General features: G+C 53.7%; 13 protein-coding genes and 1 pseudogene. 8 read left to right on the top strand and 6 right to left on the bottom strand.

Going from position 1 to position 15,117, the window contains the following annotated elements; translation table 11 throughout:
• Window positions 1–30: 30 nt before the first annotated feature.
• Window positions 31–2,196 carry a DNA helicase II gene (gene uvrD, locus ACOZIO_RS22230; protein WP_129955202.1) on the top strand — a complete coding sequence of 722 codons (2,166 nt, stop codon included), beginning with the start codon at window positions 31–33 and terminating at the stop codon, window positions 2,194–2,196.
• Between the two features lie 122 nt (window positions 2,197–2,318).
• Here uvrD and ACOZIO_RS22225 read toward each other — a convergent pair whose 3' ends face one another.
• On the bottom strand, window positions 2,319–2,795 hold the full coding sequence (locus ACOZIO_RS22225; RefSeq protein ID WP_129955201.1) for a WbuC family cupin fold metalloprotein: 477 nt from the start codon (window positions 2,793–2,795) through the stop codon (window positions 2,319–2,321).
• 429 nt (window positions 2,796–3,224) lie between these two features.
• On the opposite strand from ACOZIO_RS22225, the gene corA reads away from it, so the two are divergent.
• On the top strand, window positions 3,225–4,175 hold the full coding sequence (gene corA / locus ACOZIO_RS22220) for a magnesium/cobalt transporter CorA (protein WP_015699122.1): 951 nt from the start codon (window positions 3,225–3,227) through the stop codon (window positions 4,173–4,175).
• Between the two features lie 6 nt (window positions 4,176–4,181).
• Window positions 4,182–5,249: an AbrB family transcriptional regulator gene (locus ACOZIO_RS22215; RefSeq protein WP_377426425.1), complete on the top strand. Its 1,068-nt coding sequence runs from the start codon at window positions 4,182–4,184 to the stop codon at window positions 5,247–5,249.
• Here ACOZIO_RS22215 and rarD read toward each other — a convergent pair.
• Together rarD and ACOZIO_RS22205 are read right to left on the bottom strand one after the other, a co-directional pair.
• Window positions 5,214–6,128, bottom strand: coding sequence for an EamA family transporter RarD (gene rarD / locus ACOZIO_RS22210; protein WP_129955200.1), 915 nt, complete (start codon window positions 6,126–6,128; stop codon window positions 5,214–5,216). The two genes, ACOZIO_RS22215 and rarD, sit on opposite strands and share 36 nt — an antisense overlap.
• 46 nt (window positions 6,129–6,174) lie before the next feature.
• Window positions 6,175–6,657 carry a thioesterase family protein gene (locus ACOZIO_RS22205; RefSeq protein WP_129955199.1) on the bottom strand — a complete coding sequence of 161 codons (483 nt, stop codon included), beginning with the start codon at window positions 6,655–6,657 and terminating at the stop codon, window positions 6,175–6,177.
• Window positions 6,658–6,910: 253 nt separating this feature from the next.
• On the opposite strand from ACOZIO_RS22205, the gene pldA reads away from it, so the two are divergent.
• The 3 genes from pldA (at window position 6,911) to rhtC (ending at window position 10,405) form a co-directional block, all read left to right on the top strand.
• Window positions 6,911–7,789, top strand: coding sequence for a phospholipase A (gene pldA, locus ACOZIO_RS22200; RefSeq protein WP_129955198.1), 879 nt, complete (start codon window positions 6,911–6,913; stop codon window positions 7,787–7,789).
• A 128-nt stretch (window positions 7,790–7,917) separates the two neighbouring features.
• The gene (gene recQ, locus ACOZIO_RS22195; RefSeq protein ID WP_129955197.1) at window positions 7,918–9,750 is read left to right on the top strand and encodes an ATP-dependent DNA helicase RecQ; all 1,833 of its coding nucleotides are present in this window, start codon (window positions 7,918–7,920) and stop codon (window positions 9,748–9,750) included.
• A 37-nt stretch (window positions 9,751–9,787) separates the two neighbouring features.
• The gene (gene rhtC / locus ACOZIO_RS22190) at window positions 9,788–10,405 is read left to right on the top strand and encodes a threonine export protein RhtC (RefSeq protein WP_129955196.1); all 618 of its coding nucleotides are present in this window, start codon (window positions 9,788–9,790) and stop codon (window positions 10,403–10,405) included.
• A gap of 63 nt (window positions 10,406–10,468) precedes the next feature.
• On the opposite strand, the gene rhtB is transcribed toward rhtC, so the two are convergent.
• Window positions 10,469–11,089: a homoserine/homoserine lactone efflux protein gene (rhtB, locus tag ACOZIO_RS22185; RefSeq protein ID WP_015699115.1), complete on the bottom strand. Its 621-nt coding sequence runs from the start codon at window positions 11,087–11,089 to the stop codon at window positions 10,469–10,471.
• Window positions 11,090–11,210: 121 nt separating this feature from the next.
• Between rhtB and pldB the strand changes: the two genes are divergently transcribed.
• Together pldB and yigL are read left to right on the top strand one after the other, a co-directional pair.
• On the top strand, window positions 11,211–12,203 hold the full coding sequence (gene pldB / locus ACOZIO_RS22180) for a lysophospholipase L2 (RefSeq protein ID WP_129955195.1): 993 nt from the start codon (window positions 11,211–11,213) through the stop codon (window positions 12,201–12,203).
• Window positions 12,204–12,251: 48 nt separating this feature from the next.
• A complete protein-coding gene (yigL, locus tag ACOZIO_RS22175; protein ID WP_421595729.1) occupies window positions 12,252–13,061 on the top strand; it encodes a sugar/pyridoxal phosphate phosphatase YigL in 810 nt (269 codons plus the stop codon).
• 136 nt (window positions 13,062–13,197) lie between these two features.
• Here the strand turns inward: yigL and ACOZIO_RS22170 are convergent.
• Both ACOZIO_RS22170 and glpT read right to left on the bottom strand, forming a co-directional pair.
• Window positions 13,198–13,452, bottom strand: a pseudogene (locus tag ACOZIO_RS22170) (glycosidase); the annotation flags it as partial.
• Between the two features lie 196 nt (window positions 13,453–13,648).
• On the bottom strand, window positions 13,649–15,001 hold the full coding sequence (gene glpT / locus ACOZIO_RS22165) for a glycerol-3-phosphate transporter (protein WP_217137699.1): 1,353 nt from the start codon (window positions 14,999–15,001) through the stop codon (window positions 13,649–13,651).
• Window positions 15,002–15,117 lie beyond the last annotated feature (116 nt).

The following is a 15,117-nucleotide window of genomic DNA, read 5'->3' as shown; positions in this document are numbered from 1 at the left end:
GTGCTTTTCTCATCCTGACAAACGGTGCCTATGGACGTTTCTGACCTGCTCGACAGCCTGAATGAAAAACAACGTGAAGCCGTGGCCGCGCCGCGCTGCAATCTGTTGGTACTGGCCGGGGCAGGCAGTGGCAAAACCCGCGTGCTGGTGCACCGCATTGCATGGTTGCTGGCGGTAGAAAAGTGCTCACCGTATTCTATTATGGCGGTCACTTTCACCAACAAAGCGGCGGCAGAAATGCGCCACCGTATCGACCAGCTGATTGGCACCAGTCAGGGGGGCATGTGGATCGGTACCTTCCATGGTCTTGCACACCGTTTACTGCGTGCACACCATTTGGATGCCAACCTGCCGCAGGATTTCCAGATCCTCGACAGTGACGACCAGATACGTCTGATCAAGCGCCTGATCAAAGCGCTGAACATCGACGAGAAACAATGGCCGCCGCGTCAGGCGATGTGGTACATCAACGGCAAAAAAGACGAAGGTCTGCGTCCGCAGCATGTCGAAACTTACAACAACCCGGTTGAAGCGACCTGGCTGCGTATTTATCAGGCCTATCAGGAAGCCTGTGACCGTGCCGGGTTGGTCGATTTCGCCGAGCTGTTGCTGCGCGCCCACGAGCTCTGGCTGAACAAGCCGCATATCCTGCAGCATTACCGCGAACGTTTTACCAACCTGATGGTGGACGAATTTCAGGACACCAACAGCATTCAGTACGCCTGGATCCGCCTGCTGGCCGGCGATAACAATAATGTGATGATCGTGGGTGATGATGATCAGTCGATCTACGGCTGGCGTGGTGCGCAGGTTGAAAACATCCAGCGTTTCCTGAAAGATTTCCCGAATGCGCAAACCATCCGTCTGGAACAGAACTATCGTTCGAGCAGTACCATTCTTAAAGCCGCCAACTCGCTGATTGAAAACAATAATGGTCGTATGGGGAAAAACCTGTGGACTGAAGACGGCGAAGGCGAACCGATTTCGCTGTATTGCGCATTCAACGAACTGGATGAAGCGCGCTTTGTGGTTAACCGCATCAAAACCTGGCAGGACAACGGCGGTGCACTGAAAGATTGCGCCATTCTTTATCGCAGTAATGCCCAGTCACGTGTACTCGAAGAAGCGTTATTGCAAATGGCGATGCCTTACCGCATCTACGGCGGCCAGCGGTTCTTTGACCGTCAGGAAATCAAAGATGCGCTGGCGTATCTGCGCCTGATGTCGAACCGTAATGACGATGCCGCTTTTGAACGCGTGGTGAATACGCCAACGCGCGGCATCGGCGACCGTACGCTGGATGTGGTGCGCCAGACGGCGCGTGATCGTCAGTTGACTATGTGGCAGGCCACACGTGCGCTGTTGCAGGAAAAAGTGCTGGCAGGCCGTGCGGCGTCTTCACTGCAACGCTTTACTGAGCTGGTTGACGCTCTGGCACATGAAACGTCAGATATGCCGCTGCATGTGCAGACTGACCGGGTGATCAAAGATTCCGGCCTGTTCATCATGTATGAGCAGGAAAAAGGCGAGAAAGGTCAGGCGCGCATCGAAAACTTAGAGGAACTGGTGACAGCGACGCGCCAGTTCAGCTATCAGGATGAAGATGAAGATCTGATGCCGTTGCAGGCGTTTCTGTCCCATGCAGCCCTCGAAGCGGGAGAAGGGCAGGCGGACGCCAATCAGGACGCCACGCAGCTGATGACGCTGCACTCGGCGAAAGGACTGGAGTTCCCGCAGGTGTTTATCGTCGGGATGGAAGAAGGCATGTTCCCGAGCCAGATGTCGCTGGAAGAAGGCGGGCGTCTGGAAGAAGAACGCCGTCTGGCCTACGTCGGCGTCACCCGCGCCATGCAAAAACTGACCCTGACCTACGCGGAAACCCGCCGTTTATACGGTAAGGAAGTGTCTCACCGTCCGTCACGTTTTGTCGGCGAATTGCCGGAAGACTGTGTCGAAGAAGTCAGGATGCGCGCCAACGTATCACGCCCGATGAGCAACCGCAGCGTCGGCACGCCTACCAGCGTCAGCGATACCGGCTTTAAACTCGGCCAGCGCGTTATGCACCCTAAATTCGGCGAAGGTACCATCGTCAATATGGAAGGCAGTGGCGAACACAGTCGGTTACAAGTGGCGTTTCCGGGCGAAGGGATTAAGTGGCTGGTCGCCGCCTACGCCCGCCTCGAAGCCGCAAGCTAGCTTACTTGCGATCTTGAGTCCGGGCAGTGCTCGACATCCTCATGGACTACGTGTCCATTCCGGTGTCTCCGCGCTGGCCGGACTCAACCTCGCTGCGCCGCTGACGCTTGCCCGACAGAGTATCAGAGGCTAAAAGTTTCACCCACTTCGGCTTTCGCATACCATTCCAGCGTTTCTTTTACGCCTTCGTCGCCCTCCGGCGGGGTGCCCGGAAGATAATCCTGTTCCTGTACCGGCTGATACGCGCCGTGTTTCACTTCAAAAATCACGCCACCTTCGTCGAGGGATAGCACGCTGTGCCAGGTATTGGCCGGGATTTCCAGCAGAAGGGTTTCGGCACCGAGCCACAGGCGGTCAGTGACTTTGCCGCTGTTATCGTAAATCAGTACCAGAAAGCGGCCACGCAGCGCCGTCAGCATTTCCCAGGTGTGCGGATGGCGGTGAATGCGCACATAAGTACCGGGCTCCATCGCGATGGCCAGACGCTGCACGTCATCTTCAGGCGCAGGATGAATATTCAGATTCTGACGCTGACGCGGCGAGCGGGTGGCTTTGGTGATCAGATCACACAGCGTGTCCTGGTTTATTTGTTTAATCATTTCAGTCTCTGCCTGAGAAGCTAGGGAAACGGGGAAATCCGGTGCCTGAGTGTAGCAAAAAAAACCGCCGGCATAAGTCAGCAAAGGTTATCCACACCGCCTGAAATTTATGCATAAATGTTGCCAGAATAGATTTGTTCGCGGTTGACAGTCTTTTTACTCCCGGCGTAACATGCGCGCACTATTATCAATGAGGAACTTCGCCTTGGACACACCCAGTAGATACTGGCTCAATAACCTGTTTGTCAGGTACCACTTCTAAGGCCCTCCTCTTTGCTGATGGCCTTAGTGGTTGTCAGCGACCCCCGTTCTGTCGCTGTGAGTCAGATCTGAATTTGGTCTGAATTACGCCGGTGACACTTTTCATCCCGTGATTTTCTGTGCTTCAACGCGTTGTCCACTTTCTGTCATTTTTGGGAGAACGGGCACATGCTGAGTGCTTTTAAATTAGAAAACAGCCGCTTATCCCGTTTAGAGCTGGACGAGTCAGACGATCTCAAAACCTCATTGTGGGTGGATTTGGTCGAACCCGATGATCTGGAACGTGAGCGCGTTCAAAGTGAATTAGGACAAAGCCTGGCGACGCGTCCTGAACTGGACGACATCGAAGCTTCTGCACGTTTCTTTGAAGACGAAGACGGCCTGCACATTCACTCCTTCTTTTATTATGAAGATGCCGAAGATCATGCAGGTAACAGTACCGTCGCATTTACCGTGCGTGAAGGGCGTCTGTATACCCTGCGTGAACGCGAATTACCGGCATTTCGTCTCTACCGTATGCGTGCCCGCAATCAGACGCTGGTTGATGGTAACGCCTATGAACTGTTGCTGGATTTGTTCGAAACTAAAATCGAACAGCTGGCAGATGAAATCGAAAATATCTACAGCGATCTGGAAAAACTCAGCCGTGTGATCATGGAAGGGCATCAGGGCGATGAATATGACGCTGCGCTTTCCACACTGGCCGAGCTGGAAGATATCGGCTGGAAAGTGCGTTTGTGTCTGATGGATACTCAGCGCGCGCTGAATTTTCTGGTACGTAAAGCCCGCTTACCGGCAGGGCAACTGGAGCAGGCGCGTGAAGTGTTACGCGATATCGAATCCCTGCTGCCACACAACGAGTCCCTGTTCCAGAAGGTGAACTTCCTGATGCAGGCGGCGATGGGCTTTATCAACATCGAACAGAACCGTATCATCAAGATCTTCTCGGTGGTTTCAGTGGTCTTCCTGCCGCCAACGCTGGTGGCTTCAAGTTACGGGATGAACTTCGAATTCATGCCGGAACTGAAATGGTCATTCGGTTATCCGGGGGCGATTGCGCTGATGATCCTCGCCGGACTGGCGCCTTATCTGTATTTCAAACGTAAAAACTGGTTGTAACCGACCATGTTGATGGAAAGGGTGGCTCCGGCGGGCCAGTGGGTCATCCTCGTGGCTTCCTCGCTGATGCTGGGCATTATTTTTCAAACCTTCCACGTTCCTGCCGCCCTCCTGCTCGGGCCGATGATTGTCGGCGTCGTCATGGGGCTGACGGGGGCCAGCGTGCGTATTCATCCGCTGTTTTTCAAAATATCGCAGGGCGTTTTGGGCTGCATGATTGCGCAAAGCCTGTCGCCTTCGATTCTGCCACCGTTACTCAACGACTGGCCGCTGGTGCTGATGGTACTGGTGGCCACGTTGCTCGCCAGCGGTCTTTCGGGCTGGCTGTTGGTGCGTTTTAGTCAGTTGCCTGGCCCGACCGGCGCTTGGGGCTCATCACCTGGCGGCGCCAGTGCCATGGTCGCCATGGCCGGTGATTTCGGTGCAGATGTGCGTCTGGTCGCGTTCATGCAATATCTGCGCGTGCTGTTTGTCGCCACCGCCGCCGCATTTGTTGCCCGCATGGCAATGGGCGACAGTGCATCGCTGGCGGCGGCGGTAGTCTGGTTTCCGCCGCTGACCTGGCGTTTCTTTGTGACAGTATTTCTGGCACTGGCCGGTGTCTGGCTGGGACCACGGTTGCGTATTCCTTCCGGCGCCCTGTTACTTCCGGCCATTGCCGGCGCGGTTTTGCATTCCACCGGAACCGTCTCGTTAGAAGTGCCTGAATGGTTGCTGGCGATAGCTTATACGCTGATTGGCTGGAGTGTCGGGCTGCGGTTCACGCGACCTATTTTCAAACTGGCACTGCGTACTCTGCCGCAAATGATTGCCTCGGTTATCGGCCTGATGCTGATTTGCGGCGGCATGGCATGGGCGCTGACCAAACTGCTGGGGGTGGATATGCTGACGGCCTACCTGGCGACCAGCCCGGGCGGGCTGGACACGGTGGCGATTATTGCGGCAGGCAGCCATGCAGATTTAGGGTTTGTGATGGCAATGCAGACATTGCGTCTGATCACCATTCTGATAACCGGTCCCGCGATGGCGCGCTTTATCTCACGCAGCGCGGTGTCCGCTTCTTCCTCGTCGTAAACGGCCCTGCGTATAGAGCGCGTCGCTGATAAAGCACAGCAGGCCTGCCCAGATAAAGCCGAAGGTGATAAGTTGCGAAGTGTTGACGGTTTCACCGTAAAACACCACGGCCAGCAGGAACATCAGCGTGGGCCCGAGATACTGGAAAAACCCCAGCGTAGACAGTTTCAGACGGGCCGCCGCGGCGGTAAAGAACAGCAACGGAATGGTGGTAATAATCCCGGCCGCCATCAGCAGCAGATCCAGAGACCACGGATTCGCCGCCAGATTGCTGGTCGGGCTGTGGGCGATAAAGAACAGATAAATCCCGGCTACCGGCAGCAGCCAGAGAGTTTCAATCAGCATCCCGGTTTGTGAATCCACGCCGATTTTTTTACGCAGCAGGCCGTAGAACGCGAACGTCAGGGACAGTCCGATTGCGATGACCGGCACGGAGCCAAATATCCACACCTGGACCATCACCCCGGCAAATGCCAGCGCCACGGCAAACCATTGCAAATTCCGGAATCTTTCGCGCAAAAACAGCATGCCGAGCACCACATTCACCAGCGGATTGATAAAGTAGCCAAGGCTCGCTTCCAGAATGTGATTATGATTAATCGCCCAGATGAAAATCAGCCAGTTCCCACCGACAAGCAGGGCAGTGATCAGTAACATACCGACTTTCTTAGGTTGCGCGAATACCTGGCGGACGTCTCCCCAGCTGCGGCTGACAGACAGCAGTACTAACATGAAGAAGAATGACCAGATCACACGGTGAGTGAGAATTTCATCCGCCGGAACCTGTTTGATGAGTTTGAAATACGCCGGTGCGATCCCCCAGATCAGATAGGCGATAAAGGCAAAAATAACACCTTGCCGGGTACGATGTGCGTCCATGTGGATACCTGAAAAAAGTAGAGAAAGGAGCGGAGTTTACCTGATCTCAGCCCACCATATATGTCGCCGTGGTGGTCGCGATATGAATTCCCGTGTCGCTGTGCAAATCGACGCGTGCCACGGAGACTTTGTTTCCGGCGCGGATAAGGCTGGCCGAGGCAATAAAATAGTCGCCACGGCCCGGACGCAGGTAATCAACGCGTAAATCGATAGTGCCCATTTTGGATAAACGCTGGCGCATTTCGGCTTCCAGCAACGGGTGATCAGGTTTATCACGGCGGATCAGCGAACTGGTTACGCAGACCAGGCCAGCTGCGACATCCAGCACGGCAGCAATCACGCCGCCATGTAAGATTTTTTGCGCTGCGTTACCCACCAGCTTGGGCTGATTGGTGAATTTGAGTTCAGCATAATCACAGTCGAGACGTTTCAGCTCGAGACCCAGTTCGCGGTTAAACGGCATATCGTAAACGAAAATATTGCCGATCAGTTGCAGGGCAGCCTCGTGACTGAGGGATGAAGCAGACATGAATGAATTCCTGACGAAAACGTGTGGACAGCATGTTCGCTGAAAAAGTTAACGAAGTGTTGATTTTAGGTGCGGGTAAGAAGGATTTCTATACTGCGAAGGATAAATGTATTCAATACTCATGTAGAAATGTATTTGTGTGTAAAATGCCCTGCTTTGAGATTTGCGGATTTAGTCAGCGCAGGATTGGCGGGGCAGAAGGCATATTTTCAAACATAATGAGTCGATAACTTTAGGGTGAGGGTAAGGAATAATGCGTAAAAATTGGGCTGTCGGAGCCGCCATGCTGGCGATGCCAATGCTGGGACACGCCGCAGAGGCCACAGTGCAGGAAGTGCATGATAAACCTGCTGTACGCGGAAGTATTATTGCGAATATGTTGCAGGAGCACGACAACCCGTTCACGTTATATCCTTACGAGCCGAACTACCTGATTTATACTGATACCAGCAATATTAACAAAAAAGCCATTCAGTCTTACGACTGGGCAGATAAAGCACGTCATGATGAAGTGGCGTTCCAGCTCAGCCTGGCGTTCCCGTTATGGCGAGGAATTGCGGGGGATAACTCAGTTCTCGGCGCGTCTTACACGCAAAAATCGTTCTGGCAGCTTTCCAACAGCGGGCAATCTTCACCTTTCCGTGAGACTAACTACGAGCCACAGTTTTTCCTGGCCTGGGCGACGGATTACGATTTTCTCGGCTGGACACTGCGCGAAGCGGAATATGGTGTCAGCCATCAGTCTAACGGCCGCTCAGATCCGACCTCCCGCAGCTGGAACCGCGTGTATGCCCGTTTTATGGCGCAGAATGGCAACTGGCAGGTTGATCTCAAACCCTGGTATCGCATTCCGGAAAGCGACAAAAATGATGACAATCCCGACATCACCAAATACATGGGGTATTACCGTCTGAAAGTCGGTTATGCCTGGGGTGACAGCGTATTCAGCGTGGAAAGCCGTTACAACTGGAATACCGGCTACGGCGGTGCGACTACCGGCTGGAGCTATCCTATTACTAAACAGGTTCGTTTCTATACTCAGGTATTCAGTGGTTACGGCGAGTCATTGATTGACTATAACCATAAGCAGACCCGTATCGGTGTGGGTATTATGCTTAACGACATCATGTAATTCCGCCATACTTCCGGTTGCAGTTGCGTTGGCTGCATCCCGAATTATTTAGGGTATATTATGTCGGTGCAGTACAGCCCCGGCGGCTTTAGGGTTTAGCCGGGTGGTTTGAACAGTTGGGGAATTGAGTGTCTACGGCGGCAGTGATAAACAAAGAAGAGCTGGCTCATCAGGTATTACGCGATACCTTCGGCTATCAGCAATTCAGACCAGGCCAGCAAACCATCATCAATACCGCCATTTCTGGCCGGGATTGCCTGGTCGTGATGCCAACAGGCGGCGGTAAATCGCTGTGCTATCAAATTCCCGCTCTGGTGATGGACGGTCTGACGCTGGTCGTTTCGCCGCTCATCTCGCTGATGAAAGATCAGGTCGACCAACTGATGGCTGCAGGCGTTGAAGCCGGCTGCCTGAACTCAACGCAAACCCGTGAGCAGCAACTTGACGTCATGGCCGGTTGCCGTGCGGGGCGTATCAAAATGCTGTATATCGCGCCGGAACGCCTGATGATGGGCGATTTCCTCGAACAGCTGCAACAGTGGAACCCGGCGATGCTTGCCGTGGATGAAGCGCACTGTATTTCCCAATGGGGCCATGATTTCCGCCCGGAATACCGCGCACTCGGACAGCTGAAACTGCGTTATCCGCAATTGCCGGTGATTGCCCTGACGGCAACCGCCGACGAAGCGACCCGTAATGATATCGTCCGCCTGCTGGAACTGAACGATCCGCTGATTCAGGTTAGCAGTTTCGATCGCCCGAATATCCGTTACACACTGGTAGAAAAATTTAAACCGCTCGATCAGCTGATCCGTTTCGTGCAGGACCAGCGCGGAAAAAGCGGCATTATTTACTGTAACAGCCGGGCCAAAGTCGAAGACACCGCCGCCCGTCTGCAAAGCCGCGGGCTGAGCGTGGGGGCGTATCACGCAGGGCTGGATAACGACACCCGTGCCCGTGTGCAGGAAGGTTTCCAGCGTGACGACCTGCAAATTGTGGTTGCCACCGTGGCCTTCGGGATGGGCATCAACAAACCTAACGTGCGTTTTGTCGTGCACTTCGATATTCCGCGCACCATCGAGTCTTATTATCAGGAAACGGGGCGTGCAGGACGTGACGGCCTGCCTGCCGAAGCGGTGCTGCTTTACGATCCGGCCGATATGGCGTGGTTGCGGCGCTGTCTGGAAGAGAAACCGGCGGGTGCGCAACAGGACGTTGAACGTCATAAGCTGAATGCCATGAACGCCTTTGCCGAAGCTCAAACCTGCCGCCGTCTGGTACTGCTTAACTATTTTGGCGAAGGTAAACAGAATGCCTGCGGTAACTGCGATGTGTGTCTTGACCCGCCAAAACGCTACGACGGTTTGCTGGATGCGCAAAAGGCGCTGTCAGTCGTTGCGCGCGTCGGGCAACGTTTTGGCTTAGGTTATGTCGTCGAAGTGCTGCGCGGTTCGAACAACCAGCGTATCCGTGAATACGGCCACGAAAAACTGAGCGTGTACGGCATCGGCAAAGAACACAGCACCGAGCACTGGACCAGCGTGGTGCGCCAGCTCATTCATCTTGGACTGATTACGCAAAATATCGCCATGCACTCGGCCTTACAACTGACGGAATCGGCGCGTCCGGTTTTGCGTGGTGAAATTCCGTTGCAACTGGCGGTGCCGCGTATTCAAACGCTCAAAATTAAAAGCAATGCCAGCCAGAAAACCTATGGCGGAAATTACGATCGCAAGCTGTTTGCCAAATTACGCAAGCTGCGTAAGTCACTGGCAGATGACAACAATGTACCGCCGTACGTGGTATTTAACGACACCACGTTGCTGGAAATGGCTGAACATCTGCCGGTCAGCGCCAGCGATTTGCTGGACATCACCGGTGTCGGTCAGCGTAAGCTGGAGAAATTCGGCCGGCCCTTTATGGCGATGATCCGTGATCACATCGATAACGGCGACGAATAAGAATTCTGTTTCCTACACATAACACAGAGAGTTAATCATGCTGATGCTATTTCTGACGGTTGCGATGGTTCATCTGATCGCGCTGATGAGTCCGGGGCCGGACTTCTTCTTTGTCTCACAAACGGCTGCCAGCCGGTCGCGTAAAGAAGCCATGATGGGCGTGATTGGTATTACTCTGGGGGTACTGGTGTGGGCAGCCGTTGCGCTGATGGGGTTGCATCTGATTCTGCAAAAAATGGCCTGGCTGCATCAGATTATTACCGTCGGTGGCGGATTGTATCTATGCTGGATGGGCTGGCAGTTGCTGAAATCAGCACGGGCTAAAAAGCAGAATGGCGATGAGACACCGGTGGCATTGCCTGCCCGTGGTCGTACTTTTATGCGCGGATTACTGACCAATCTTTCGAACCCTAAAGCCGTGATTTACTTCGGCAGTGTATTCTCCATGTTCGTTGGCGACAGCGTCAGCGGTGGCGAGCGTCTGGGCATATTTCTGCTGATCGTAGTGGAAACCCTGGCCTGGTTTTCGCTCGTGGCGCTGGTTTTTGCCCTGCCGAAAATGCGTCGCGGATACCAGCGTTTAGCGAAATGGATTGATGGCGTGGCGGGCGTGGTATTTGCAGGTTTTGGTGTTGCGCTTATCATGAATCGTTAATTAACGCATTTTGCACATAAAAAGGGTCCGGTTGATGCCGGACCCTTTTTGCATTCTGCGGTGTTAAACCTTTCTGGCACTCGCCAGCAACACACCCACCAGCATAAACAGTGAGCCGAAAATACGGTTCAGCAACTGCATTTGTTTCGGGGCTTTCACCCAACCGGCGATGCGGGTGGCCAGCGTGGCGTAACCGATCATCACAATGATGTCGACAACAACCGTGGTCACGCCCAGTACCACGTATTGTGCAGCCTGAGGTTGGTGCGCAATGATAAACTGCGGGAACAACGCGGCCAGAAACACAATGCTTTTAGGATTGGTCAGGTTCACCAGAATAGCGCGTTTGAATAAACGACGGCGCGGCATACTGCTGGCGAGCGCGTTCAGATCAATCGCCCCGGCAGAGCGCCACTGGCAAATACCCAGCCAGATTAAGTACGCTGCACCCAGCCATTTGAGAATTTCAAAGGCCATCAGCGATGAGGAAATCAGAGCACCCAGCCCGATACCGACCAGCACGATGTGGATGGATAAACCGAGTTGTAACCCGGCGATTGACGCCACCGCCCCGCGATAGCCGTGGCTGATGCCTGTACTCATCGTGTTAATGGCACCGGAACCGGGGGATAAACTTAAAATAGAAGTGGTGAGCAGGTAGGTTAACCACCAGTCCAGTGTCATTGCGAGACTCCCTGAATACGTTTTAGGTTGTTTTATGGCACAATACGCCATTGTTTATAATTGCGCTATAACTCACAAATAACACTTTCCTCCTCCCTGCCTGACGACTTTGGATCAATGAATGCCTGTGAATTTTGCCAAGTGGTTAACCCGAGAGAAGGAGTTTTCCGCCTTTGCGACCGGACCTTTGCTGGATTTCTGGCGTACACGCGAAGAAGCCGAGTTTTGCGGCATTGACGACGTTCCGATCCGCTACGTCCGGTTCTGTTCCCCGGAGCATGATAAAGTCATCGTGGTGTCACCCGGGCGTATAGAAAGCTACGTAAAATATCCTGAAGTGGCCTACGATTTATTCCATTGTGGTTATGATGTCATGATTGTTGATCATCGTGGCCAGGGGCGTTCCGGGCGTATGCTCGATGATCCACACTGCGGGCACGTTAATCACTTTGACGATTATGTCGGGGATTTCGAAAGCTTTTATCAACTGGAGATTGCCCCACGTCAGTACGCGAAAAAGTTCGCGCTGGCACACTCCATGGGAGGGGCAATTCTGGCGCTGTTCCTGGCGAAAAATCCGGGCAGGTTTGATGCAGCGGCACTACTCGCGCCGATGACGGGCATTTATTTGCCGATGCCGGGCTGGATTTCACGCCGGATCCTCAACTGGGCGGAGAATCGCCCGCTGCGCCGTGACGGTTATGCGCTCGGTACCGGCCACTGGCGACCGTTACCCTTTGTGGTCAACCGTCTGACCCACAGCCGCGAACGTTATCGCCGTAATCTGCGTTTTTATGCCGATTACCCTGAGTTGCAGGTCGGCGGGCCAACTTATCACTGGGTGCGTGAAGGGATTGAGGCGGGGATGCATATCCTGAAAGAAGCCGAAAAAATCACCACTCCTGTTTTGTTATTGCAGGCGAGCGAAGACCGTGTCGTGGATAACCGGTCCCATCTTGCTTTTTGTCAGGCCATGGCTGTTGCGGGGCACCCCTGTGAAGGGGAAAAACCGCTGGTCATCGAAGGCGCGCGCCATGAGATCCTGTTTGAACGGGACGACCTGAGGGCACAGGCGCTGGACGCTATCATGCGCTTTTTTGCGCGACAGCATTAATCCGCGGTTCGCCGCGCACAACTCCATCAGAGGTTAGAACCTAACGCTATGTACCATGTTGTTGCTTCCGATTTAGATGGCACACTGCTATCACCTGATCATACCCTGACCCCGTTCGCCAAAGAGACGCTGAAACTGCTGACCCGGCGCGGCGTGCATTTCGTGTTCGCCACCGGGCGTCACCATATCGATGTGGCGCAGATGCGCGACAATCTGGAAATCAGTGCGTACATGATCACCTCCAACGGTGCGCGTGTGCATAACACCGATGGCGAACTGATTTTCTCGCACAATCTGGATGAAGACATCGCCAGAGATTTGTTCGGTATCATGCACAATAACCCGGATATTCTGACCAACGTTTACCGCAATGATGACTGGTACATGAACCGTGACCGTGCCGATCAGGATGATTTCTTCCGTGAATCCGTTTTCAAATACAAACTGTATGAACCGGGTTTGCTGGAAACTGATGGCATCTGCAAAGTGTATTTCACCTGTGAAGATCACGAAAAACTGCTGCCGCTGGAAGAAGCTATCAATGCGCGATGGGGCGACCGTGTGAACGTCAGTTTCTCACTGCCGGTGTGTCTGGAAGTGATGGCAGGCGGCGTATCAAAAGGCCATGCGCTGGAATATGTCTCCAAACTGATGGGCTATTCCCTGAAAGATTGCATCGCTTTTGGTGACGGACTGAATGACCTGGAAATGCTGACCATGGCCGGTAAAGGGTGTCTGATGAGCGGATCATTGCCGCGCCTGAAGGCGGCGATGCCGGATGCTGAGATCATCGGTTCCAATGCTGATGACGCCGTGCCGCATTACCTGGGTAAGATGTATTTGTCCGAAGAGCGTTAATCTGCGGTAAACCAAAGCAGGGTTTCCACTCTGCTTTGGGATCTGCATCTGCCGCTTTATTACCGATGTCGCTGAAGCCTAACGTGCCGGTGTCGAGGCTGTTTTTATCCGCCGTTGCCGTGAATTTCTGCCACACTCACGTTGGCAGGCCGAGATGCCCCCACAAAGCATTGAGCGGCATTGTTGCCAGCGCAATGCACTCATCGGCTGCCCCATAATAAATTTTCAGCATCTCCTGTTCCAGCAAGGCGCCGCAGGTGAACACCACGTTGCCAAAAAATCCCTCTTTTTCATAAATCGCTTCCGGCTGTAACAGCGGTACTGAAGACTTGGCGAGGATGTTGAACGGATTATTCAGGTCGAGCAGCATCGCGCCGAGGCAATAACGCTGGTCTATGCGCGCTTTGGCGAACATATCCTGAAAATGAAGTCATCGAAACAGCTCTCCTTTGCTAAAAATACGCCACTCAGGTTCGGGTTTAATGCCGCCAGCATTTTATTGTTTGATGTAACGGGCAAGCGGATTCTCCCGGATGGCGCGTAAAAAAGGCACCTTTCGGTGCCTTTCGACGAAGATAAACCCAACGTCAGGCACTTTTTGCCAGCTGCGCCTTATGTTTGTTTTCACTGAGCATGGTCAGTAGCAGCAAAATAACGGCCAGCACACAACCGGCAATCATCACGATAAAGCCACCGTCCCAGCCAAAGTAATCCACGGTATAACCCACAATGGCGCTGGCCGCGACCGAGCCGCCAAGATATCCAAACAGTCCGGTAAAGCCGGCGGCGGTGCCGGCTGCTTTCTTCGGTGCCAGTTCCAGCGCATGTAAACCAATCAGCATTACCGGCCCGTAAATCAGGAAGCCGATGGTGATCATACAGGCCATATCAATGCCCGGATTGCCGACCGGATTGAGCCAGTACACCACGGTCGCGAGGGTGACCAGCACCATAAAGAACACGCCGGTTGCGCCTCGATTACTTTTGAAGACTTTGTCCGACATCCAGCCGCACAACAGGGTGCCGGGAATGCCTGCGTATTCATAAAGGAAATATGTCCAGGAAGATTTATCTAGCGCGAAGTGCTTCACTTCCTTCAGATACGTCGGCGACCAGTCCAGAATGCCGTAACGCAGCAAATAGACAAAGACATTGGCCAGCGCGATGTACCACAGCAATTTATTCGGCAAAACGTATTGCATGAAAATCTGCTTCGCCGTCAGTTCCTGCTCAGCAGATTCTTTTACATAGTCCGGCGGGTAATCGTTTTTGTATTCTTCAATCGGCGGCAGACCGCAGGACTGCGGCGTATCGCGCATGGTCATGAAGGCAAATACCGCCAGCAAGATGGCGCCGAAAGCAGGCATATACAGCGCCGCATGCCAGTCGTTAAACCACGCCATACCCAGCAGAAACAGCAGCGGAGGAATGCCGCCGCCGACGTTATGTGCGCAGTTCCATACCGATACCACGCCACCGCGTTCTTTCTGTGACCACCAGTGCACCATAGTACGTCCGCACGGTGGCCAGCCCATTCCCTGGAACCATCCGCACAGAAACAGCAAGACAAACATGATGGCGATGCTTGACGTTGCCCACGGCACGAAGCCCATGAATAACATCACTGCGGCGGCCAGGATCAGGCCAGCAGGCAGAAAGACGCGCGGATTCGAACGGTCCGACACCGAACCCATGATGAATTTTGAGATGCCGTAGGCGATGGAAATCCCGGACAACGCAAAACCAAGGTCACCCCGTGAGAAGCCCTGATCAATCAGATAAGGCATAGCCAGTGCGAAGTTTTTGCGCACCAGATAGTAGGCCGCATAACCGAAGAAAATCCCCATAAATATTTGCCAGCGGAGGCGGCGGTACAGCGGATCGACGTGAGTCTCATCAACAGGAGCTTTGTGGGGCGCGGGTTTAAAGATACTGAGCATACATGCCTCCGATGGCATAAATCAGGTCCGACTCATCATGAGCCATGGGGAAATGGCTGGGCCAATGTGTTCTATAACGAACATCATGTTAGCTATTCGCGCACAAACGGACTGTG

The organism is Rahnella sp. PD4 (assembly GCF_049199325.1).
Classification (GTDB): domain Bacteria; phylum Pseudomonadota; class Gammaproteobacteria; order Enterobacterales; family Enterobacteriaceae; genus Rahnella; species Rahnella perminowiae.
The sequence above is the reverse complement of the archived record's forward strand: the minus strand, read 5'-3'. Positions and strand labels throughout refer to the sequence as shown.